The organism is Limnohabitans sp. Rim8 (assembly GCF_943326455.1).
In the GTDB taxonomy this organism is placed as follows: domain Bacteria; phylum Pseudomonadota; class Gammaproteobacteria; order Burkholderiales; family Burkholderiaceae_C; genus Limnohabitans_A.
On sequence record NZ_CALPTI020000013.1, the window covers coordinates 65076 to 86882 of the forward strand.

Sequence of the window (21807 nt, forward strand, 5' to 3'; positions counted from 1 at the left end):
TGTACACCATTGGAAGAATCCATTTGCACAGCCCCTGTAGCTGGCCTACATTGAAATCCATTCAATGGGTCACTGAGGGGTTAAATACCCCGTGAAAGGTTGCGTGCATGGCTGAACGCTCATTTGTGCAAGAGGTGCAAAAGCTGCGCTTGGGCGATGGTGATGAATTCCATGGCGAAGGCATTTTGGCCGTCACCAAGGCATTGCTGCAGTCGGGTGTGTCGTATGTGGCGGGCTACCAAGGCGCACCCATCTCTCACCTGATGGATGTGCTGACCGACGCCAACGACATCCTGCAAGAATTGGGCGTGCATTTTGAGCACAGCGCCTCTGAAGCCACAGCCGCCGCCACTTTGGCCGCATCGGTCAATTACCCTCTGCGCGGCGCGGTCACCTTCAAATCCACCGTGGGCACCAACGTGGCGTCGGACGCGTTGGCCAATCTGGCTTCGGGTGGCGTTACCGGCGGCGCCATGCTGATCGTGGGCGAGGACTATGGCGAAGGTTCGAGCATCATGCAAGAGCGCTCGCACGCCTTTGCCATGAAGTCGCAGATCTGGTTGATCGACCCGCGCCCCAACCTGCCCAGCATCGTGCACGCAGTTGAAAAAGGTTTTGAGCTATCGGAAGCCAGCAACACTCCCGTCATGCTGGAGCTGCGCATCCGCGCTTGCCATGTGCATGGCCGCTTTCCAACCCGCGACAACGTGCGGCCCAGCTTCACCCTCAAAGACGCCATTGAAAACCCCAAGCGCGATGTCAACCGCATCGTGCTGCCACCTGCCAGCTATTTGCACGAGCAGGAAAAAACCCATACGCGCTGGCCCGCTGCGGTCAAGTTCATTCAGGAACACCAGCTCAACGAGTTTTTCTCCGAAGACGCGCAAGACTTTGGCATCGTCATTCAAGGTGGCCTGTACAACGGTGTGGTGCGTTCACTTCAACTGCTCGGCCTGGCCGACGACTTCGGGCAAACCGACATTCCGCTGTATGTGCTGAACATCACCTACCCACTGGTCGACGATGAATTCAAACGCTTTTGTACAGGCAAGCGCGGTTTGCTGGTGGTCGAAGAAGGCCAGCCCGACTTCATTGAGCAAAACATCCACAGCATCTTGCACAAAGCGGGTTTGAACACGCAAATCCACGGAAAAGACGTGCTGCCCATGGGCGGCGAATACACCGGTGGGGTTGTGCTGAAAGGCATCCGGGCGTTCATCGCGCAATACGCGGCGCACCTGCTGCCAGCAACGGTGCCCGCCGTGCAGGCGAGCAACCAACTGGCAATCAGCGAAGCAGTAGCCCAGGTGCACCCTCGTCCACCCTCGTTTTGCACCGGTTGCCCCGAACGGCCCATCTTCACGGCCATCAAGATGATCGAGAAAGAGCTGGGTCAGCACCATGTGAGTTGCGACATTGGTTGCCACCTGTTTTCGATCCTGCCGCCCTTCAACATCGGCGCCACCACCATGGGCTATGGCCTGGGTTGGGCGGGCGCATCGGCTTTCAACACCAGTGAGACGAGCAAGCGCACCGTCTCGATCATGGGCGACGGGGGCTTTTGGCACAACGGCCTGACCAGCGGCGTAGGTAACGCGGTGTTCAACCAGTCCGACAACTTATTGCTGGTGGTGGACAACGGTTATTCGGCCGCCACGGGCGGGCAAGACGTGCTCTCGTCTAAGGCCATCAACCCGATCCGCAACACCAACAACCCGATTGAAAAGGCCGTGCGCGGCGTGGGTGTGGAGTGGGTCAAGACGGTCACCAACACTTACAGCCTGGACCAAATGCGCCAGGCCCTGCGTGACGCCCTGACCACGAAGCAGCAAGGCCCCAAGGTCATCGTGGCGCAAAGCGAGTGCATGCTCAACCGGCAACGTCGCGTCAAGCCACTGATTCGCCAGCGCATCCAAAAAGGCGAGCGCGTGGTACGCGAACGCTTTGGCATTGACCCCGACACCTGCACCGGCGACCACTCGTGCATTCGCCTGTCGGGCTGCCCCTCGCTCAGCATCAAACCCAACCCCGACCCGCTGCGCCAAGACCCGGTGGCGGCTGTGGCCGACAGTTGCGTGGGCTGCGGCTTATGCGGCGAAGTCGCGCACGCTGCGGTGCTCTGCCCTTCGTTTTACCGGGCCGAAATCATCAACAACCCCAGCGCCTGGGACCGCTTTAAACAAGGCCTACGTGAGCGTGTGATCGGCTGGCTGCAAAACCGCATCGAGCGCCGATTGGAAGGCATCGCCGCATGAACGACACAAAGCGACCTCAAGGCATCATCAGTTTGGCCATTTTGGCCATGGGTGGTGAAGGCGGCGGCGTGCTGGCCGACTGGCTGGTCGACCTGGCCGAACACAACGGCCATTGGGCCCAGACCACCTCGGTGCCCGGCGTGGCCCAGCGCACCGGGGCCACCATCTATTACATCGAGATGTACCCCCAGTCGGCATCGCATTCGGGGCAAATGCCCGTGATGGCGCTCAGCCCGTTTCCGGGTGAAGTCGACGTCGTGCTGGCCTCCGAATTGATGGAAGCCGGTCGCGCGCTGCAACGCGGGCTGGTGGATGCAGAAAAAACCACCTTCATCGCGTCATCGCACCGCGTCTATTCCATGACCGAGCGCACCGCCATGGGCGACGGGCGTGTGGACGAGGCCAAGCTGTTGGCGGGAGCGCAGGCCGCCGCACGGCAGTTCATCAGCGCCGACTTTGCCAAACTGGCCGAGCAAACGGGCAGCTTGATTGCGCCCGCTTTGTATGGTGCGCTGGCGGCCAGCCAGCGCCTGCCGTTTTCCAGGGCGCAATTCGAAGCAACCATTGAGCGCAGCGGCGTGGGTGTCAAGACCAGCCTCAAGGCTTTTGCCGCAGGCTTTGATGCGACCATGCAGGCGCTACAGCCGGGCACGTCCAGCGTGGCCGATGCCACCCCAGTGGCTTTGCCTTTGCACCGCCAAGTCGGCCCCAAGTTGCAGGGCCTTGCACAAAGTCTGGAAGGCGCGTTTGCCCCCGCGGCGCACGAGGTCATCGCCTCGGGTTTGACGCGGCTAGCCGATTACCAGGATGTTGCTTATGCCACCCTGTATGCGCAGCGTTTGCAAGAGATGGCTGGTGCGCTGGCCTCGTCAAACACGGCCACAAGCCTGACCGAAGAGATCTTGCGCGAGGGCGCTCGGCACCTGGCCCTTTGGATGTCTTACGAAGACACGGTGCGTGTGGCCGATTTGAAAACCCGCCGCTCACGCTTTGCACGCGTCAGCCAGGAAGTGAGCCTGAACGAGAAACAGCTGATCGACATCCACGAATTCATGCACCCGCGCCTGGAAGAAATTGCCGACACCCTGCCTGCGGGCCTGGGGCGTTGGTTGCTGGGCTCCAAGACAGCCCGCGCCGTGGTCGGCCGTTTCACACAAAAAGGCCGCGTGGTGCAAACCAGCTCCTTGCGCGGTTTTCTGCTGCTTTACGGTGTGGCCAGCCTGCGCCGCATCAGGCCGGTGTCTTTGCGTTACCAAACAGAGCAACAACGCATCGAAGCCTGGTGGGCGAACGCCATGAACTTGTTACCTGGACACGCGGACCTGGCCCTGGAGGTGCTGCGCGGCCAGCAGCTTGTCAAAGGTTATGGCGATACCCATGCAAGAGGCTGGCGGCATTTTGAAAAACTCATGACCACTTTGCCACGCCTTCAACAATTGCCAGATGCGGCCAACCGTCTGAGCGCCTTGCGCAAAGCCGCCCTGGCCGACGACAGTGGGCAAGCGCTCGATCAGGCCGTGCACCAACTGGCACCTGCGTGACGCCTGCACATCGGTCAACACGACTACCCTACAAATTCCCCATCGACCCGCAACCACAAAAGGAGACAACACCATGAAACGACGTTTACTCACACAAGCCACAGCATTGGTTTTGGCGCTCGGCGCCAGTTCAGCCTCGCTGGCGCAAGAAGTCACGCTGCGCCTGATCAGCGGTTTTGCAGAAAACGGCATCTACGTGCAGCGGCTACAGCCCTGGATCAACAAGGTCAACGCCGAGGGCAAAGGGGTGTTGCAGATCAACTTCATCGGCGGGCCACGCGCCATTCCTTCGTTTGAGCTGGGTAACGCGGTCAAAACCGGCGTGGTCGACATGGCGCTCAACACCGGCGCTTTTTATACCAACGTGATGCCCGAGGCCGACTTCCTGAAGTTGACCCAGATTCCAGTGGCCGAGCAGCGCAAGAACGGCGCTTTTGATGCCATCAACAAGGTCTGGAATGAAAAAGGCAATATGCAGTACCTGGCGCGCATGGTGGAAAACCAGCCCTTCCACATTTACACCAACAAGAAGATTGACAAGCCCGATTTGACAGGTCAAAAAATCCGCATCACGCCGGTCTACCGGGACTTCTTTCAGGCTCTGAACGCCAGTGTGATCACGACGCCACCGGGGGAGGTATACACCGCCCTGGAGCGCGGTGTGGTGGACGGTTATGGCTGGCCGATTGGCGGTATCTTTGACTTCAACTGGCACGAAAAAACCAAGTTCCGTGTCGATCCTGGCTTTTACGATGCCGAGGTCTCATTGATCATGAACTTGCCCGCCTACAGAAAACTCACTGAGACGCAACGCAACTTCCTGCAAAGACAGTTGCTGGCACTGGAAGCAGAAAACACCTTCTGGGCACGTTACGGAGCTGATGAAATCGCTCGCCAGACCAAAGCGGGCATTCAAACCATCTCGTTCGATGCAGCCACCACCAAGGCCTTCCGGGACAAGGCTTACGACATTGGCTGGGCCGCTGCCACCAAGCAAAGCCCTGAAGTGGCTGCACGGTTTAAGGCCCTGTTCTCCAAATGATGCAAGCGCTGTCTGAGCGGTTTGGCCGGTGTCTGTCGGGTCTTGCCCTGTTCGGCTGCCTGCTGCTACTGGCCATGATGCTCATCATCGTGGCCGATGTGGCGCTGCGCAACCTGGCCATCCCGGGCATGCCGCTGGGGCTGTCCTGGAGCAACGAGGTGTCCGAACTCATGCTGTACCTGATCACCATGTGCGTGGCCCCCTGGCTGCTGCGTCAGGGACAGCACATCCGGGTGGACATTTTTTTGCAAGCCATTCCACCGCGCGCCGCCTGGGCGCTGGAATGGGTGGGCGATGTGCTGGGCTTGAGCTGCTGTTTGGTGCTGGCCTGGTACGGTGCGAAAGCCACTTGGGCCAGTTATGCGGCGGGGTCTTTGAGCATCAAAACCCTGGTCACGCCTGAGTGGTGGTCACTGGCGCCCTTGCCGGTGGTGTTTGTTCTGCTGTCCATAGAGATGGTGTTTCGCATGCACCGCCTGCTGCATGCCGAGCGAGGTCCGCGCCAAGATGCCGTAAGCGCAGCTTGAACGGGTTCCCAATGTTTTTATTTTTCTCGTCTGGAGTCGGCGCATGAGCAGTTGGCCAATCGCAGCCTGGTTGATGTTGGGCGGCTCCACCTTGCTGCTGTTCATGGGCATGCCCGTGGCCCTTACTTTCTTGGGTGTCAACATCATCGGGGCCGTGCTCTACATGGGTGGCGAGCCGGGTCTGGTGCAACTGGTGCGCAACAGTGTGAGTTCGGTCACGGCCTTTGCGCTCACGCCCATTCCGCTTTTTGTGCTGATGGGAGAAATTTTGTTCCACACCGGTTTGGCCGTGAAGGTGATCGACGGGGTGGAGCGTTTGATCGTTCGCGTGCCCGGACGGCTGGCGGTAGTCGCTGTGGTAGCGGGCACGGTGTTTTCAGCCATCTCGGGCTCCACGATTGCCACCACGGCCATGCTGGGGGCCCTGATGCTGCCCGTGATGCTGGCACGCGGCTACCACCCCACCATGGCCACAGGTCCGATCATGGCCATTGGCGCGGTCGACATGCTGATTCCGCCTTCGGCCCTGACGGTCTTGCTGGGCTCGCTCTCGGGGATATCGATTTCCAAGCTGCTGCTCGGCGGTGTTGTTCCCGGGCTTCTGTTGTCGGTGGCGTTTGTGGCCTGGATCATTGTGCGCGTACGCTTGAGTCCCCACCTGGCCCCATCCGACACGGATGCCGTTGAACACCAGGGCTGGGACCGCTGGCAACCGCTGTTTGCCTACGTTTTGCCCACCTTGTCGATTTTTGGTGTGGTGGTGGGCGCGCTGGCAGCGGGTTGGGCCACACCCACCGAGTGCGCGGCGCTCGGTGCATTTGCCACCATGCTTCTGGCTGCGCTTTACCGCGTCCTGCGTTGGGAATCGGTGCTCAAAGCCCTCAAGGGCACGGCAGGCATCTCCGGCATGATTTTGTTCATCATTTTGGGGGCCACCACCTTCGCTCAAATTTTGTCTTTTTCGGGTGCCAGCTCAGGTTTGGTGCAGTTGATCACTGGCCAAGGATTGACTGCCAACCAGATCCTGATCGGCATGTTGGTGTTTCTGATTTTTTTGGGCATTTTTGTGGACCAGGTCAGCATGATGATGATCACTCTGCCCATCTTCATGCCTATCGTGAATGCCCTGGGAATCGACCCAGTGTGGTTTGGCGTGTTGTTCCTCATCTGCATGCAAATGGGCCTGCTCTTGCCGCCCCATGGCCTGCTGCTCATGACCATGCGAGGTGTGGCACCACCGTCGGTCACCATGACGCACATTTTTTTGGCGGTCACGCCTTATTTGGCGATGAGCGTGTTGCTACTGGTTGCTGTCTTCATGTTGCCGGGTATCGCCACTTGGTTGCCGGGCTGGATGGGTTGATCGACTTCTTGTAGGAGTCCCATCCCGCGTGGGCGATGGTTTCAAGGGAGTGTGCTACGCCCATCGCCCACGGGGTGGGCTCCTACAAAGATAAAGACAACAGCATACTGTCTGATCAATCGTTCGATTTGAGCAGATCCGCCGCCCGCAACTTGTCTTTCTTGCTCAAGCGTGAACCTTTGATGCCCCCATTGCCGGGCGAAGGCGGTGGTGGGGTTTCGGTTTGCTCAAAGCCTGGAATTTGCTCCAAAGCGAGTTCAAGGCTTTCTCGCTTCTGAATCAGCCGCCAGTGCGCCAGCGCGGCGGCCGTGACAAAGCTCACCGCGTCGCCATGGGCACCCGCCCTGCCCGTGCGGCCGATGCGGTGTGTGTAATCGGTGGCCGAGCGCGGCAGGTCATAGTTGACCACCACGGGCAGCATGGCGATGTCGATGCCGCGTGAGGCCAGGTCGGTGGTGACCACCACGTCCCAGCGGCCGGCTTTGAATTCGCTCAAGACTTCTTGACGCGCACCTTGGCTCATCTCGCCATGGAAAGGCGTGGCAAACACGCCGGCTTTGTAGAGCTTGTTCGCCACATGCTCGCAGGCGTAGCGCGTGGCCACAAAAACCAGCACCTGCTTCCAGCCGTTTTCGGTGATCAGGTGGCGCAGCAAGGCGGTACGGCTTATCTCATCCACCCCAATCGCCCGCTGGGTGATGTCGGGCTTGTGACCCTCAAAAGCTGCCACGGTGATGCGAACCGGCTCGCGAAGCAGCTTGGCCGCCAGCGCTTCCACCTCGGTTGCAAACGTGGCCGAAAACAGCAGCGTTTGGCGCTTGGCAGGCAGCAGCGCCAGCACGCGCTGTAACTCGTCTGAAAAACCCAAGTCCAGCAGGCGGTCGGCTTCGTCCAGCACAAGGTGCTGAACATCGGCCAAACGCACGGCATTCTGGTCGATCAAATCGAGCAAGCGTCCGGGTGTGGCCACCACGATGTCGGCACCACCACGCAAAGCCATCATTTGCGGGTTGACCGACACACCGCCAAACACGGTGTTCACTTTGAGCGACTGCGGCAACTTGTCAACCAGATGGGCCAGCACATCACCGACTTGCACCGCCAGTTCGCGCGTGGGCACCAACACCAGCGTTCGCACCGGGCGACGAAAATTGGTCTGGCGCGGTGCGGCCAGCAAATGCTGCAAGAGCGGCAGCGCAAAGGCCAGTGTTTTGCCCGAACCGGTGGGCGCGGTGGCCCACACGTCGGCAGATTTCAGGACCGCTGGAATGGCCTCGGCTTGAATGGGTGTGGGGGCGTACAAGCCCATGTCGCCCACAGCGCGCAAGAGCGAAGGGGCCAGGCCGAGTTGGTCAAAGTTCAAAACAATCCTATGAATGACGCGAATCAATGGCGAAAGTGCCGCACACCCGTGAATACCATCGCCACGCCGTGCTCATTCGCTGCGTCGATGACTTCCTGGTCACGCATAGAGCCGCCGGGCTGGGCCACGCAAGTGGCGCCGGCCTCCACGACCACGTCGAGGCCATCGCGGAAGGGGAAGAAGGCGTCGCTGGCGACCACGGTATTTTGCAGGCTCAACTTAGCGGCTTCGGCCTTGATGCTGGCGATGCGGGCTGAATCGAGGCGGCTCATTTGGCCCGCGCCCACACCCATGGTCATGCCGTCTTTACAGAACACGATGGCATTGGACTTGACGAACTTGGCCACTTTCCAGGCGAACAACAGGTCATGAAGCTCAGATGGCGTGGGTTGTTTGACGGTGACGATCTTCATGTCGGCCAACGCCAACTCGTGGTTGTCGGCGCTTTGCAGCAGCAGGCCTGAACCGACGCGCTTGGTCTCTAAAAGGTTGCGCACTTGGCCGTAGTTAGCGGGCAAGGCGATTTTCATCAAACGCACATTGACTTTGCTCTTGAACACTTCGAGGGCTTCGGCGCTGAAGTCGGGAGCCATCAGCACTTCTACAAACTGTTTGCTCACCGCTTCGGCCGCGGCTTTGTCCACCGGGCGGTTGAAAGCGATGATGCCGCCAAAGGCGCTGGTGGGGTCGGTTTGGAAAGCTTTGCTGTAGGCCTCGAGTGCCGTAGCGCCCACGGCCACACCGCAGGGGTTGGCGTGTTTGACGATGACGCACGCAGAGGTCTCGAAGCTCTTGACGCACTCCCACGCCGCATCGGCATCGGCAATGTTGTTGTAGCTCAGCTCTTTGCCTTGCAGTTGCACGCCCGTGGCCAACGAACCGGCAGCGGGTGCGATGTCGCGGTACCAAGCGGCTTGCTGGTGGCTGTTTTCGCCATAACGCAAGTCTTGCACCTTGACATATTGCTCGTTGAACTGGCCTGAGAACTGAGCGCGCTCGGGCACGTAGGTTTCGCTCAGCTTCTCGGCTTCAAAGTTCACGCTCGACAAGTAGTTGCTGATCGCGCCGTCGTATTGGCTGATGCGGTTGAAAGCGGCCACCGACAGGGCAAAGCGCAGCTTGTCACTGAGTTTGCATTGACCTTGAGCATGTGTGGCCTTCAATTCGGCGATCACGTCGGCGTATTGGCTGGCGTCGGTCACGATGCCCACGTCTTTCCAGTTTTTGGCGGCAGAGCGCACCATGGCGGGGCCACCGATGTCGATGTTCTCGATCGCGTCGGCCAATGTGCAGCCGGGCTTGGCCACGGTGGCTTCAAAGGGGTAGAGGTTAACGATCAAGAGATCGATGGTGGCTATGCCATGCGCCTGCAACGCAGCCATGTGCTCGGGGGTGTCGCGTCGCGCCAGCAAGCCGCCGTGCACTTTGGGATGCAGGGTTTTGACCCGGCCATCCAGCATTTCGGGGAAGCCAGTGACCTCGGCCACTTCGGTCACAGGCAGGCCTTGGTCGGCCAGCAGTTTGGCGGTGCCGCCGGTAGAGATCAAGCCCACGCCCAAGGCGTGGAGTTCTTTGGCCAGTTCGACGATGCCGGTTTTGTCAGAGACAGAGATGAGGGCGCGCATGGGGAAACTTTCTTCAACTTTTATTTCAACAAATCGTGTTCGAGCAATTTCTTGCGCAAGGTATTGCGGTTCAGGCCCAGCCATTCAGCCGCGCGGGACTGGTTTTGACCCGACTGGCTCATCACCACATCGAGCAGCGGCTTTTCAACCAGCTTCACCAGCATGTCGTACAGGCCTGTGGGGTCGGTGCCGTCCAGGTCGCGAAAATAGGTTTCCAGATTGGCCCGGATGCAGTTTTCAATGGATTGGGGTTCGCTCATGGCGTGGTCTCTAAATCAGTGCAGGCCTCAGGACGCTGGGTCTGGCGCATAGGCAGGCGCTCCATCTGTTCGGCCAGGCCGTCCAGATAAGCCGCCACAGCGGCCAGTTGCCCGGCTGCGTTCTCCAGGGTGTTCATGTGTTCGCGAAAAGCGTCGCCACCGGGCAGCGTGCGCACATACCAACCGATGTGTTTGCGCGCCGAGCGCATGCCGGTGTATTCGCCATACAGACCATAGTGGTCTTGCAAGTGCTCCAGCAGCGCACGGCGCACTTCGGCCACCAAAGGGGAGGCCAGGTGCTCGCCCGTGGCCAAAAAGTAGCTGATTTCGCGGAAGATCCAGGGACTGCCTTGCGCGGCGCGGCCAACCATCACGGCATCAGCCCCGGTGAACTTCAGCACATCGCGGGCTTTTTCGGGCGAATCCACATCGCCATTGGCCACCACCGGGATGCGCAAAGCGGCTTTGACGCTGGCCACAGTGTCGTATTCGGCCAAACCTTTGTAACCCTGCTCGCGGGTGCGGCCGTGCACGGTGACCATTTGCACTCCAGCGCTTTCGGCGGCGCGGGCCAAATTCAGGGCATTTTTTTCGGCATCGCACCATCCCGTGCGCATTTTCAGCGTGACGGGCACGCCATGGGGCAAAGCCGCCTCGACCACGGCGCTGATGATCTCCAGCGCCAAAGGCTCGTCTTGCATCAGGGCCGATCCAGCCCATTTGTTGCAGACCTTTTTGGCTGGGCAACCCATGTTGATGTCGATGATCTGCGCGCCCCGGTCGATGTTGTAACGGGCCGCGTCGGCCATCATCTGCGCTTCGGTGCCTGCAATTTGCACTGCAATGGGGCCAGGTTCGCCATCGTGGTTGGCGCGGCGCGAAGTTTTGAGCGAGGCCCACAAATCAGGCCGCGAGGTCACCATCTCGCTCACGGCATAGCCCGCGCCAAACTGCCTGCACAGTTGGCGAAACGGCCGGTCCGTCACCCCCGCCATGGGGGCAACGAACACGTTGTTCGGCAACAGGTAAGGGCCAATCTGCATGACGGGTAAAAGCTGTGAAATGGGGTTTGCTTAAAAAGAAGGCACGATTGTAGTTGCTTAATATTTCAGCAACTGACAATCAAATGTGCTAAGCAAAGCACCTGTTCATGGCCGCCTTCAGCCCGTCCAAAATCCACATTGATGTTGGGCAATGCCCGATGCGAGGGCCACCGCTACACTCGTTGCATGGACATTTGGCTCAACAACATCATGCAATGGCTGGCCCTGCCCCAGCACGGTCTGAGCACCGTGTTTGTGGTGGCTTTTGTGTCGGCCACTTTGCTGCCCATGGGCTCTGAGCCCGCGGTGTTTGGTTTGGTCAAACTCAACCTCGACCTTTTTTGGCCCGCCATTTTGGTGGCCACGGTGGGCAACACCTTGGGCGGCATGCTCAGCTGGTGGATGGGCTGGGGCACACGGCACGCCGTCAGCCGCTGGCGCGACTCAAGCAGTCACGCCCGGGCACTGGTTTGGTTGGAAAAACTGGGGCCCAAAGCCTGCTTGCTGAGCTGGCTGCCTGGCGTTGGTGACCCCTTGTGCGCTGTGGCCGGTTGGCTGAAACTGCCGTTTTGGCCATGCACGCTGTACATGGCCATTGGCAAATTTTTCCGTTACCTGGTGATGACAGCCTTGCTGCTGTGGGTGTTTCCCGGCCAGTTTTAAGCTTGGCCCAGAACCCCGCAGCCCAGGTCTCCCTCAGTCTTGGACGATCTTGCGCTCTTTGATGATCTGCGCAAAACGGCGAGCGTCGGCCTTGGTGAGCGCGCCAAACTCGGCAGCTGACATCGGCGTGGGTTCGGCACCAATGCCTTTGATGGCTTCAACGGCACTGGGCACCATGAGGGCACGGTTGATTTCACGGTTCATGCGCTCAACGATGGCCGCTGGCGTGCCCGCAGGCGCCCAGAAACCATGCGATGTGCCAGCGTCGAAATTCTTGAGACCCAGCTCATTGAGGGTCGGTGCATCGGGGAACATGGACAAGCGCTGGGGCGATGTGACCGCCAACAAACGCAGACGACCTGAGCGCACATGCGAGAAAGCGATGCCGGGGTCCATCAAATAATCCACATTGCCGCCCAGCAGGTCTTGCAAGGCCGCGGCAGATCCGCGGTAAGGGATGTGCAGGGTAAAAATACCTGCTTGCGACTTGAGCATTTCACCCGCGATGTGCGGGCTGGTGCCGTTGCCGGGCGAGCCGTAGCTCATCTTACCGGGGTTGCGCTTGGCGTAAGCGATGAATTCGGCATAAGTCTTGTAAGGGGCGTCGCTGCGGACCACCAAGAACAACTGCAAACGCGCACCGGAAGCGACCGGGATCAGGTCCTTGTCGTGGTCAAAAGGCATCTTGGGCGTGACATAAGGCACGATGGCCGCGCCGCTGCCCGAGCTGCACAAAAAGGTGTAACCGTCGGGCGCGCTCTTGGCAGCCAAATCGGAGCCAATGATGCCACCGGCACCACCGCGGTTGTCCACCACAATTTGTTGACCCAAGGCTTGGGACACGGTGTTGGACACGGCACGGGCCACCAAATCGGGCGATCCGCCGGCCGGGAAATTCACGATCATGCGAATGGGTTTGGCAGCGGGCCAGGCAGGGGTTTGCGCCTGTGCGGTGCCAAAGGCGCCAAGGGCAAGACCCGACACGGCGGCAAGGCCAAGCTGTCGGCGGCGTGGGTCGTGACGGTGGGTCATACAGAAATCTCCGAGTTTATGAATGGACAAATAGGCTGAATAATCGAACAAATCGATTATGGGAAGAAATCAAGTGCCACGCCACCCGGGAAAACCTTGCCCCCCAAACCGGGCGGTCTAATAGGGTTCAGCCCACCGCGTTGCGCAGAGGTTGCCCCTTGACCCAGCGGCTCAAATTGTCCAAAAACATCTTTGCCACCCGAGTTTCATTGCCATCCGAGTGGCCAGCAGCATGCGGGGTGACCATGACTTGGGGCATGGCCCACAAAGGGGAATCTTTCGGCAAGGGTTCGTGCGCAAATACATCCAAAAAGGCACCGCCCAATTGCCCGCTTTGCAATGCCGCCACCAAAGCCGGTTCGTCCACCACCTCGCCACGCGCCACGTTGACCAAGTGTGCGCCAGGGGGCATCAAGGCCAAGGCTTGGGCGTTGACCAATTGGCGGGTTTTGGAGGTCAAGGGGCAGGCCAAGACCAACCAATCGGTTTGGGGCAACACCTGCTGCCATTCCTCGAACGTGACCATTTGAAGGCTTGTGGCATCTGGTTGGGCAGTGGACTGGGCTAAGGACTTGGCCTGCGCTTGCTGACGCACGGCCACCACGTTCACCCCCAGGGCCTGGAGCAAGCTGCCCAGCTTTTGACCAATAGGGCCCCAGCCGACGATCGTGGCCGTTTGACCCGGCAAGTCGCGTGGCATGCGCTCACCCATCATGGGAATCCATTGTCGCTGTTGCTGCTCGGCCCACAACAGCGGAAAGCGCCGAGCCAAGGCCAACATGCCCGCCAAAGCCACGGTGGCCACCACTTGCGCATTGGCCCCGGATGAGGTGCAAACTTGGATGCCCTTGGCCATCAGGTCAAGGTAAATCTGGCGGTCTGCTCCCGCCGAATGGATGTGTACCCATCGCAAAGCAGGCGACTGGCGCAGCAAGGTGTAGACCTGTTGCAAAGCCGGATGGATTTCGTGCTTGGTCGAGGTGCCTGTGACCTCGCGCGAGATGAAGGCCACATCGGCATCGGTGCGCTGAGCGCCCACTGCGGTTTCTAGTGTGATCAGTGCATAGGGATGCTCACCCATCGCTGCCGAAACCGATGCGCCCAAGCGGTCCATGGACTGCTGGGACATGAGGATGCGCAAGGGCTTGCTCATGGGTGAAGCTCAATTGTGCGCTGGGTCACTCGGCTTTGGCGCCCGAGTCGCGAACAATGACGCGCCACTTGTCGTGTTCACGCTGAACAAATTGACCAAACTGGGCCGGCGTACCGCCAGCAGGGTCTGCGCCCTGGGCGATCATTTGTTGCTCGATGGCGGGCACTTGCAAGATCTCATTGACGGCTTTGTTGACCATGCTGATCACGGCCTCTGGCGTGCCCTTGGGTGCAAAAAAGCCAAACCAAGAACCGGCTTCAAACTGAGGGAAACCTTTTTCGACCACCGTGGGCACCTCGGGCATGGAGCGCGAGCGCTTGAGTGAACTGACGGCAATCGGTTTGAGCTTGCCCGCCGTGATGTGCGTCATGACCGACGGGATGGTGACAAACATGAACTGGATCCGACCGGCCAACAAGTCTTTCAGCGCATCGGCTCCTTTGTAGGGAATGTGGGTCGCCTCAAAACCCACCCGCTTGGACAGCATGAAACTGGACAAGTGGGACGAGGTCCCAATGCCGGTTGAACCGTAATTGAGCTTGCCCGGATTGGCCTTGGCATAGGCGATCAGCTCTTCCATGGTGTTGGCGGGTACCGAGGGGTGGATGACCAACACATTGGGGACATCTGCGATCTGAACAATCGGCACCAGATCGGTCAAGGGGTTGTAGGGCAGCTTGCCGTACAGCGTTGGGTTGACCGCAATGGGACCCACAGAATTGACGATCAAGGTGTACCCGTCTGGTGCAGAGCGGACCACCAACTCGGTACCCAAATTGCCACCCGCGCCGGGTTTGTTGTCGATCACAAAGGGCTGCTTGAGTTTTTCGGACAGCTGCTGCGTCACCGTGCGCGCCAAGATGTCGGTGGTGCCTCCAGCCGTGAAGGCCACCACCACTTTGACCGGTTTTTGCGGATAGGCCTGAGCTTGCGCCCAAGAGGGCATGGCCATGGTGAGCGCAGAAAGGCTGGCAGCCAGCCAAAGAGAAGGTGATTTCATGCGGGTCTTTCGGTGATGCTCAACAAGCAAGGGGTTCAGGTTTTGTAGCTGGGGTCTGTGCGATCGAGTTTGCGCAGCAAGGCTGGCCACTCCATCAAGCCGTAAGGCCTGCGGGTGCTGGGCTGGTAGTTGTTCCAAGTTTCTTCCAGCACATCGGGCGCGACTTTGACAAACGGTGTGTTGCAGGCCATGGCCGCGAGTTGGGCGTGGCACGACAGTTCCAGGCGGTGCATCCAATTGAAGGCTTCGCCCACACTCCGCCCAACGGTCAGGGCGCCATGGTTGCGCAAAATGAGTGCCTCGCCCTGCCCCAGGTCTTGCACCAGCGAGGCCTGCTCGGCCAAATCGAGCACCACGCCTTGGTAGTCGTGGTAACCGATCTTGAGAAAGCGCATCGAAGTCTGGGTGATGGGCAACAAACCGCATTCGAGCGAAGACACCGCCATGGAAGCCCAGCTGTGGGTGTGGATGACGCAGTCCACCTCGGGGCGCGCTTCATGCACCGCGCTGTGGATCACGTAACCGGCTTTGTTGATGCCGTAATTCAGGTCACCAAAATCGGGCTTGGAGAGGATGTTGCCGTCATGGTCAATTTTGATGAGGCTGGAGGCGGTGATCTCTTCGTACATCATGCCGTAGGCGTTGATGAGAAAGGCACCGTCTTCGCCGGGCACACGCGCCGAGATGTGGTTGGCCATCATGTCCGACATGCCGTAGAGGGCCACCAAGCGGTAGCAAGCGGCCAAATCCACCCGAGCTTGCCACTCTGCAGGGGTGCAGCGCGATTGCATCGATTCGATTTTCAAAAATCCATTTTCAACCATGACAACTCCTTGAGACTCAGTCGAGTTTCACGTCAGCACTCTTGACCAAATTGACCCAGAACTTCGCATCTTCGGTCAAAAACGCCGCGAATTGATCGGGCGTGGTGGAAACCGACACATCAGTCCCTTCGCGGGCCAATGCGGCTTTCACAGAGGGCTGGGCCATGGCCGATTGCGCGGCATCAAAGATGCGTTTCATGACCGCTGGCGGTGTGCCCACGGGCACAAACAAACCGTACCAAAACTCGATCGCGTACTCGGGCAGCCGGGCCTCTTGCATGCCCGGCAAACCGGGGACCAAGGCCGAGCTGTTGCGCGTGCTGACGGCCAGGCCTTTCAAGCGACCCGCTTGGATCATGGGCAAGACCGAAGGTGGGGTGCCGAAGGTCACTTGGGTGTCGCCCGCGATCACCGACTGGATGGCGGGCGCGCCACCGCGAAACGGAATGTGCACCATGTCCACACCGGTCAATTGGGTGAACAAAGCTGCGCCCAAATGGGGCGCAGAACCGTTGCCCGAGGTGGCGTAGTTGATCTTTCCCGGTGCCTGCTTGGCACGCGCGATCAGGTCTTGCACCGAGTTGACGCCAATGTTCGGGTTGACCGCAATCACCAAAGGCGATGTGGTGACCTTGGTGATGGGCACCAAGTCTTTGGGCGTGTAATTCAGCTTGGGGTTGAGGGCGGGATTGACCGAGATGCTGCTGGGGCTGGCCAGCAAAATGCTGTAGCCATCGGGCGCGGCCTTGGCCACGTTTTCGGCCGCAATGCTGGAGCCGGCACCCGCACGGTTTTCCACAATGATGCTCTGCCCAATGGCTTTGCCCATCGCGTCGCTGATGGCGCGGGCCACATAGTCGGCTGCACCGCCGGGTGCAAAACCGACCACCAGACGAATGGGTTTGTTGGGATAGGCTGCGCCTTGGGCTTGCACACCCAGGCCGAAGCAAGAAAGGACCAAAGCGGAAATCAGGTTTCTTTTGTTCATGGTGGTGTCTCCTTCGTTTTAAAAAGTCTCGGGCGATGTGAAATCGGCTCAAACAGCGCTGGCAATGCGCAGCACAATCTTGCCAGTGTGTTGGTTGCTCTCCATGTGGGTTTTGGCTTGGTCCAGTTGGTCAAAGTCAAACACCTGGTCCAACAGGGGTTGGATGCGCCCATCGGCAAACGCCGGCAAAATTTGCGCCACGAATTGCGCGATGCCGTCGGCGCGTTGGGCCGGCGTGCGGTTTTTGTTCGACACGCCATACAAACACAGGCGTTTGGCGTGCAGGGCTTCCAAGTCGATGGTGGCATTGAGCGTGTTGTCGACATAGCCCACAAAACCCAAACGCCCCTGAAAAGCCATGCAGCGCATGCTCTCGGCAAAGACGCTGCCACCCACGGTGTTCACCACCAAGTTGGCCCCTTTTTGGTCGGTGGCTTGCAGCACGGCCGGGTGGAAATCGGCCGTGCGGGTGCACAGGCCCACATCCAGCCCCAGCGGCTTCAATTGGTCCAGTTTGGCCTGTGAACCCGAAGTGCCGATGACTTGGGCACCCAACACCTTGGCCATTTGCAAACTGGCCACGCCCACGCCCGAAGACACGCCATTGATCAGCAGCCATTGATCGGCTTTCAAGTGGCCTTGCAAGACCAAAAGGTCATAGGTCACCAAAAATGTGAGTGGGATGGAGGCGGCTTGCTCCAACGACAAGTTGTCCGGCACGCGCATGATCTCGCGCACATCCATCAAGGCGTACTCAGAAAAAGCGCCCGGGCAACGGCCCATGACGCGATCGCCCAACTGCCAGGCACCGGTCTCGGTGCCCAGTTGAACGATCTGCCCAGCCCCTTCCATGCCTGCGGGCTTGCTGCCGCCTTTGCCATGCAAGCCGTGACCAATGATCAATTCGCCCCGGTTCAGAGCAGCCGCGTGCAGCTTGACCAGCACTTGGCCTGGGCCGGGCACAGGCATGTCCACCTCGCGCAGCACCATGCTGCCTTGGCCTTCGCTGATGTTCATCCAATACGATTTCATGGGGACCTCATTCGCCTTTGAAGACGGGTTTGCGTTTTTCCATGAAGGCCTTGCGGCCTTCGGCGTAGTCGGCGCTGTCAAAGCAACCTCGTATGAGTTGGGTGCACAAGTCCAGATCCATTTCGGGCGAGGGCTTGAGGATTTCGCGGGTGATGGCCTTGGCCGCCTGAATGGTCAGGGGTGCGTTGGCCGCCAGTGCAGAGGTGTATTCGGCCAGCAATTCGGGCAAGGCCTCAGGAGCACAAACCCGCGTGACCAAGCCCAGGCTTTGCGCCTCTTGCGCGTTGATTTTGCGGGCCGTAAAGAACAGATCCTTGGCCGCACCAGGGCCGATCAGGTCCACCAAGTTTTTCATGGCCGAATAACGGTAGCCCAAGCCCAAGCGGGCCGCTGGTACAGAGAACACCGCGTCGCTGGCGGCGATGCGCATGTCACAACTGATCGCCACATTGATGCCGCCACCGATGCAAAAGCCACGTATGCAAGCCAGGGTGGGTTTGGGAAAGTTGAAAATGCCCATGAGCGCGGTCTCTGCCATGTGCTCGTAGCGTGTCACCGCCTCACGCGCCGCACGCATGTCTTCAAACTGCGAAATGTCGGCGCCCGAAACAAAGGCTTTTTCACCCGCCCCGGTGAACACCACCAAGCGCACACGCGGATCGTGTTCGGCCTGGTTCAAGAGCACCGGCACGGCTTCCCACATGTCGACCGACAGCGCGTTGTGCCGCGCCACGTTGTTGAACTGGATAAACAGCGTGCTGCCGTCGAGCCAGGTATTGACCCGCTCGGTGGGCGAGGTGTAGACGATATCGGACATTCAAAACACTCCTTTGGATTTGAGTTGCTGGAGCGCAGGCGCATCGAGCCCCAACTCTCCCAAAATTTCTTCGCTGTGCTCGCCACGACGCGGTGCGGCGCGGGCAATGGTGCTGGGCGTGCGCTCCAGTTGCACCGGTTGCCCCACCAAGCGCTGGGGACCTTGGTGCACCGACACCACGTCTTTCACCATCTTCAGGTGCTGCACTTGCGGTTCGTTGAACACTTCGTCCATGCTGTTGATCAGGCCACAGGCCACCCCGCCGTCGTTCAGGCGCTCAATCCAATAGGCCCGGTCGCGGTGCGACAGGCGCTCGTTGATCTCGGCGTTCAGCGCATCGCGGTTGACCGAGCGGCTGGGTTTGTCGTGGTAACGCGGGTCGGTGACCCATTGCGGTGCTTCCAAAATGTTACAAAAACGCTCCCAGATTTTGGAGCCAAACACCGCGATGTTCATGTAGCCATCGCGCGCCTTGTAAACCCCGGTGGGGATGCTGGTGGGGTGAAAGTTGCCCGCCTGCGTGGCCACTTCTTCGTCAATCAGCCAGCGCGAGGTCTGGAAGTCCATCATGTAAACCATGGATTCGAGCAGCGAGGTGTGCAGCCATTGGCCTTGGCCAGACTTTTCACGCTCCAACAAGGCCACCAAAATGCCTTGCGCCGCAAAAATGCCGGCGCACAAGTCGGCAATGGGGATGCCCACGCGCATAGGCCCCTGCTCGGCCATGCCCGTGACCGACATCAATCCACCCATGCCCTGGGCGATCTGGTCAAAACCCGGCCGCGCGGCCAAGGGCCCTGTCTGGCCAAAACCCGAAATGCTGGCGTAAACCAGCCCTGGGTTGTCTTTCTTTAGGTTCTCGTAATCGATGCCCAAGCGGAACTTCACATCCGGACGGAAGTTTTCCACCACCACATCGGCCTTGGCAATCAACTGCTTGAGCAGGGCAATGCCTTCGGGTTCTTTGAGGTTGAGGGTGATGGAGCGCTTGTTGCGGTGGGTGTACTGGTAATCCGAGCCCTCTTGCCCGCCCAACGTGTCGTCGCCGCGCATGTGTTCGGGCATTTGCACCTGCACCACATCGGCGCCCCAGTCGGCCAATTGGCGGCAGGCTGTGGGGCCAGCGCGCACTTGGGTCAAGTCGATCACTCGAAAGCGCGACAGCGCAGCGGAAGCGGGTTGATGCGGCATGGGAAGTTCCAAACGAAAGACTCACAGGGGCCAAGTGCATGCACTTGCTGATGGTCACAAAGTGTGAACGCCGGACCCTGAAGTGTCAACACTTTGGTCAAATTGTTGACACATTCGCGACGTCAATGACCTGATTTTGGCCATCTTCAGTTAGGATGAAGCATGGGTTTGCTTTTTTTTCAACAATCCTCACCCCTGACCAGCCCAAGCTTTGTCCATGAACGCAGCCCCCGATAAGCCCGAGCAGGGTTTGCCCGTTTTTGTGGCTGACCAGCTCAAACAACTCATTTACAGCGGCGAGCTCAAGCCCGGTGAGCGGCTGAACGAAGCGGCCCTGGCCCTGCGCATGGGCACCAGCCGAGGCCCTGTGCGCGAAGCGATCCGCATGCTCACCGGTTTGGGCTTGGTGACGGCCGTGCTCAACCGCGGCGTGTTTGTGCGCCAGATGTCGGTGCGCGAAATGCTGGAGCTGTACGACCTGCGGGCCTTGGTGTTTGGCTTTGCCGCAGAGCGCGCCACCGACCATGTGGCAGAAAGCCACAAAGCGCAGTTTGAACAACTGCTGCAGGCCATGGATGTGGCTTGCGAGACCGAAAACGCCAACCTCTATTACGAGTTGAACCTGAAGTTCCATGCGCTGGTGCTGCTCTTGGCCAACAACCAGCGGGCCCAAGCTGCGTACGACGACATCATCAAGGAGATGCACCTGTTCAGGCGCGAGTACTTCAACGCACCGGGCAATATGCGCCAGTCCAACGCCGAGCACCGCACCTTGTACGAAGCCATCGTCAAGGGCTCTAAGGCCAAAGCCAAATCCACCGCTGAGCGGCATGTGCTCAAGGGGCGCGAGCGGCTGCTGAGCAACATCGGCGGAACCACCCCGCTGGCGGGGTTGTGAAGTCAACCCATTGGTCTTCACCATCAAAAAACCGCTCCGAGGAGCGGTTTTTTGATGGTGACCAGTCCAGACTCAAGAGCTGAACAAGAAATTCATCACGTCACCGTCTTTCACGACGTAATCCTTGCCTTCGGCGCGCATCTTGCCTGCGTCTTTGGCGCCTTGCTCGCCCTTGAAGGTGATGTAGTCGTCAAACGCGATGGTCTGGGCGCGGATATAGCCCTTTTCGAAATCGGTGTGGATCACGCCTGCGGCTTGTGGGCCGGTATCGCCCACGCGGATGGTCCAGGCACGCACTTCTTTCACGCCAGCGGTGAAATAAGTTTGCAGACCCAGCAAACCGTAAGCCGATCGGATCAAGCGGTTCAGGCCCGGCTCGTCCTGGCCAATTTCCTTCAAGAACTCCAGGCGGTCCGCGTCGTCCATCTCGGACAACTCGGCTTCGATCTTGGCGCAAATGGCCACTACGGGTGCGTTTTGTTTGGCGGCAAAGGCCTTGAGGCGGTCTAGGAAGGGGTTGTTCTCAAAACCGTCTTCGGACACGTTGGCCACGAACATGGCGGGCTTGGCCGTGATGAAAAAGAACTGCTTGAGTTCGGCGCGCTCTTCTTTGCTGAAATCAATGGTGCGCACCGGCTGGGTGTCATTCAGCGCGGCTTGGCACTTTTCCAAGATCGCCATTTGCTTGACGGCTTCTTTGTCGCCAGAGCGGGCGATTTTGCTCACGCGGTGGATGGCTTTTTCAACTGCGGCCAAGTCGGCCAGGCACAACTCGGTCTGAATGACCTCGATGTCGGCGATCGGGTCGACCTTGTTGGCGACGTGGATCACGTTGTCGTCTTCGAAGCAACGCACCACATTGACGATGGCGTCGGTCTCACGAATATGGGCCAAAAACTTGTTGCCCAGGCCTTCGCCGGTGCTGGCACCGGCCACCAAACCAGCAATGTCCACAAACTCGACGATGGCAGGCACGATGCGCTCGGGCTCGACGATGGCGGACAACTGCTGAAGACGCGGATCGGGCACCTCAACGACACCTGTGTTGGGCTCGATGGTACAAAAGGGGTAGTTCTCAGCGGCAATGCCAGCTTTGGTGAGGGCGTTGAAAAGGGTGGATTTGCCCACATTGGGCAGACCCACGATGCCGCATTTGAGGCTCATGGAAGGCTTTCGGTGATTCGGGGAGA

At 59.4% G+C, this 21807-nt stretch carries 20 protein-coding genes; 7 read left to right on the forward strand and 13 right to left on the reverse strand.

Annotated features, from left to right (window positions below; translation table 11 throughout):
• The first annotated feature begins 107 nt into the window (after positions 1-107).
• The 5 genes from Q1M54_RS10420 (at position 108) to Q1M54_RS10440 (ending at position 6728) form a co-directional block, all read left to right on the forward strand.
• Positions 108-2255: an indolepyruvate ferredoxin oxidoreductase subunit alpha gene (locus tag Q1M54_RS10420; protein WP_300556967.1), complete on the forward strand. Its 2148-nt coding sequence runs from the start codon at positions 108-110 to the stop codon at positions 2253-2255.
• Positions 2252-3796, forward strand: a complete 1545-nt coding sequence (locus Q1M54_RS10425; RefSeq protein ID WP_300556969.1) for an indolepyruvate oxidoreductase subunit beta family protein — start codon at positions 2252-2254, stop codon at positions 3794-3796. Before Q1M54_RS10420 ends, Q1M54_RS10425 begins: the two co-directional genes overlap by 4 nt.
• Before the next feature lie 73 nt (positions 3797-3869).
• Entirely contained in the window at positions 3870-4838 is a 969-nt protein-coding gene (dctP, locus tag Q1M54_RS10430) for a TRAP transporter substrate-binding protein DctP (RefSeq protein WP_300556983.1), read from the forward strand.
• Positions 4835-5365 (forward strand): TRAP transporter small permease, encoded by a 531-nt coding sequence (locus Q1M54_RS10435; protein ID WP_300556985.1) that lies wholly within the window; start codon positions 4835-4837, stop codon positions 5363-5365. The genes dctP and Q1M54_RS10435 overlap by 4 nt, the downstream gene beginning before the upstream one ends.
• A 43-nt stretch (positions 5366-5408) precedes the next feature.
• Entirely contained in the window at positions 5409-6728 is a 1320-nt protein-coding gene (locus Q1M54_RS10440; RefSeq protein ID WP_300556987.1) for a TRAP transporter large permease subunit, read from the forward strand.
• A 115-nt stretch (positions 6729-6843) separates the two neighbouring features.
• Here Q1M54_RS10440 and Q1M54_RS10445 read toward each other — a convergent pair whose 3' ends face one another.
• From Q1M54_RS10445 to dusB, 4 genes are read right to left on the reverse strand one after another with little or no spacing between them, the layout of a single operon-like run.
• Positions 6844-8091, reverse strand: a complete 1248-nt coding sequence (locus Q1M54_RS10445) for a DEAD/DEAH box helicase (protein ID WP_300556989.1) — start codon at positions 8089-8091, stop codon at positions 6844-6846.
• Between the two features lie 23 nt (positions 8092-8114).
• Positions 8115-9716 (reverse strand): bifunctional phosphoribosylaminoimidazolecarboxamide formyltransferase/IMP cyclohydrolase, encoded by a 1602-nt coding sequence (gene purH, locus Q1M54_RS10450; RefSeq protein WP_300556991.1) that lies wholly within the window; start codon positions 9714-9716, stop codon positions 8115-8117.
• A gap of 20 nt (positions 9717-9736) precedes the next feature.
• Complete coding sequence (locus Q1M54_RS10455) at positions 9737-9976, reverse strand: Fis family transcriptional regulator (protein WP_300556993.1); 240 nt, start codon at positions 9974-9976, stop codon at positions 9737-9739.
• Entirely contained in the window at positions 9973-11019 is a 1047-nt protein-coding gene (gene dusB, locus Q1M54_RS10460) for a tRNA dihydrouridine synthase DusB (RefSeq protein ID WP_300556995.1), read from the reverse strand. The genes Q1M54_RS10455 and dusB overlap by 4 nt, the downstream gene beginning before the upstream one ends.
• Positions 11020-11205: 186 nt before the next feature.
• On the opposite strand from dusB, the gene Q1M54_RS10465 reads away from it, so the two are divergent.
• The gene (locus Q1M54_RS10465; protein ID WP_300556997.1) at positions 11206-11682 is read left to right on the forward strand and encodes a YqaA family protein; all 477 of its coding nucleotides are present in this window, start codon (positions 11206-11208) and stop codon (positions 11680-11682) included.
• 33 nt (positions 11683-11715) lie between these two features.
• Here the strand turns inward: Q1M54_RS10465 and Q1M54_RS10470 are convergent, their stop codons facing one another.
• From Q1M54_RS10470 to Q1M54_RS10505, 8 genes are all read right to left on the reverse strand, one after another.
• Complete coding sequence (locus Q1M54_RS10470; RefSeq protein ID WP_300556999.1) at positions 11716-12714, reverse strand: tripartite tricarboxylate transporter substrate binding protein; 999 nt, start codon at positions 12712-12714, stop codon at positions 11716-11718.
• Between the two features lie 127 nt (positions 12715-12841).
• Complete coding sequence (locus tag Q1M54_RS10475) at positions 12842-13867, reverse strand: D-2-hydroxyacid dehydrogenase (protein ID WP_300557001.1); 1026 nt, start codon at positions 13865-13867, stop codon at positions 12842-12844.
• A 25-nt stretch (positions 13868-13892) separates the two neighbouring features.
• A complete protein-coding gene (locus tag Q1M54_RS10480; protein ID WP_300557003.1) occupies positions 13893-14867 on the reverse strand; it encodes a tripartite tricarboxylate transporter substrate binding protein in 975 nt (324 codons plus the stop codon).
• 35 nt (positions 14868-14902) lie between these two features.
• Positions 14903-15691, reverse strand: a complete 789-nt coding sequence (locus Q1M54_RS10485; protein WP_300557005.1) for a class II aldolase/adducin family protein — start codon at positions 15689-15691, stop codon at positions 14903-14905.
• A gap of 16 nt (positions 15692-15707) precedes the next feature.
• A complete protein-coding gene (locus Q1M54_RS10490; protein WP_300557007.1) occupies positions 15708-16679 on the reverse strand; it encodes a tripartite tricarboxylate transporter substrate binding protein in 972 nt (323 codons plus the stop codon).
• Positions 16680-16727: 48 nt separating this feature from the next.
• On the reverse strand, positions 16728-17711 hold the full coding sequence (locus Q1M54_RS10495) for a zinc-binding dehydrogenase (RefSeq protein WP_300557009.1): 984 nt from the start codon (positions 17709-17711) through the stop codon (positions 16728-16730).
• Positions 17712-17718: 7 nt separating this feature from the next.
• On the reverse strand, positions 17719-18528 hold the full coding sequence (locus Q1M54_RS10500; RefSeq protein ID WP_300557011.1) for an enoyl-CoA hydratase: 810 nt from the start codon (positions 18526-18528) through the stop codon (positions 17719-17721).
• A complete protein-coding gene (locus tag Q1M54_RS10505; RefSeq protein ID WP_300557013.1) occupies positions 18529-19719 on the reverse strand; it encodes a CoA transferase in 1191 nt (396 codons plus the stop codon).
• 217 nt (positions 19720-19936) lie between these two features.
• Here Q1M54_RS10505 and Q1M54_RS10510 point away from each other — a divergent pair, with 217 nt between their 5' ends.
• Positions 19937-20617 carry an FCD domain-containing protein gene (locus Q1M54_RS10510; protein WP_300557015.1) on the forward strand — a complete coding sequence of 227 codons (681 nt, stop codon included), beginning with the start codon at positions 19937-19939 and terminating at the stop codon, positions 20615-20617.
• Positions 20618-20689: 72 nt separating this feature from the next.
• On the opposite strand, the gene ychF is transcribed toward Q1M54_RS10510, so the two are convergent.
• The gene (ychF, locus tag Q1M54_RS10515) at positions 20690-21781 is read right to left on the reverse strand and encodes a redox-regulated ATPase YchF (protein ID WP_300557022.1); all 1092 of its coding nucleotides are present in this window, start codon (positions 21779-21781) and stop codon (positions 20690-20692) included.
• Positions 21782-21807 lie beyond the last annotated feature (26 nt).

What these genes read in the sequence shown, in the direction of transcription:
- Q1M54_RS10500 (WP_300557011.1), bottom strand. Translation starts at nt 18,528, where the DNA reads ATGTCCGATATCGTCTACACCTCGCCCACCGAGCGGGTCAATACCTGG.
- Q1M54_RS10475 (WP_300557001.1), bottom strand. Translation starts at nt 13,867, where the DNA reads ATGAGCAAGCCCTTGCGCATCCTCATGTCCCAGCAGTCCATGGACCGC.
- Q1M54_RS10505 (WP_300557013.1), bottom strand. Translation starts at nt 19,719, where the DNA reads ATGCCGCATCAACCCGCTTCCGCTGCGCTGTCGCGCTTTCGAGTGATC.
- dctP (WP_300556983.1), top strand. Translation starts at nt 3,870, where the DNA reads ATGAAACGACGTTTACTCACACAAGCCACAGCATTGGTTTTGGCGCTC.
- Q1M54_RS10440 (WP_300556987.1), top strand. Translation starts at nt 5,409, where the DNA reads ATGAGCAGTTGGCCAATCGCAGCCTGGTTGATGTTGGGCGGCTCCACC.
- purH (WP_300556991.1), bottom strand. Translation starts at nt 9,716, where the DNA reads ATGCGCGCCCTCATCTCTGTCTCTGACAAAACCGGCATCGTCGAACTG.
- Q1M54_RS10455 (WP_300556993.1), bottom strand. Translation starts at nt 9,976, where the DNA reads ATGAGCGAACCCCAATCCATTGAAAACTGCATCCGGGCCAATCTGGAA.
- Q1M54_RS10425 (WP_300556969.1), top strand. Translation starts at nt 2,252, where the DNA reads ATGAACGACACAAAGCGACCTCAAGGCATCATCAGTTTGGCCATTTTG.
- Q1M54_RS10495 (WP_300557009.1), bottom strand. Translation starts at nt 17,711, where the DNA reads ATGAAATCGTATTGGATGAACATCAGCGAAGGCCAAGGCAGCATGGTG.
- Q1M54_RS10465 (WP_300556997.1), top strand. Translation starts at nt 11,206, where the DNA reads ATGGACATTTGGCTCAACAACATCATGCAATGGCTGGCCCTGCCCCAG.
- Q1M54_RS10490 (WP_300557007.1), bottom strand. Translation starts at nt 16,679, where the DNA reads ATGAACAAAAGAAACCTGATTTCCGCTTTGGTCCTTTCTTGCTTCGGC.
- ychF (WP_300557022.1), bottom strand. Translation starts at nt 21,781, where the DNA reads ATGAGCCTCAAATGCGGCATCGTGGGTCTGCCCAATGTGGGCAAATCC.
- Q1M54_RS10485 (WP_300557005.1), bottom strand. Translation starts at nt 15,691, where the DNA reads ATGGTTGAAAATGGATTTTTGAAAATCGAATCGATGCAATCGCGCTGC.
- Q1M54_RS10470 (WP_300556999.1), bottom strand. Translation starts at nt 12,714, where the DNA reads ATGACCCACCGTCACGACCCACGCCGCCGACAGCTTGGCCTTGCCGCC.
- Q1M54_RS10435 (WP_300556985.1), top strand. Translation starts at nt 4,835, where the DNA reads ATGATGCAAGCGCTGTCTGAGCGGTTTGGCCGGTGTCTGTCGGGTCTT.
- Q1M54_RS10420 (WP_300556967.1), top strand. Translation starts at nt 108, where the DNA reads ATGGCTGAACGCTCATTTGTGCAAGAGGTGCAAAAGCTGCGCTTGGGC.
- Q1M54_RS10510 (WP_300557015.1), top strand. Translation starts at nt 19,937, where the DNA reads ATGAACGCAGCCCCCGATAAGCCCGAGCAGGGTTTGCCCGTTTTTGTG.
- dusB (WP_300556995.1), bottom strand. Translation starts at nt 11,019, where the DNA reads ATGCAGATTGGCCCTTACCTGTTGCCGAACAACGTGTTCGTTGCCCCC.
- Q1M54_RS10480 (WP_300557003.1), bottom strand. Translation starts at nt 14,867, where the DNA reads ATGAAATCACCTTCTCTTTGGCTGGCTGCCAGCCTTTCTGCGCTCACC.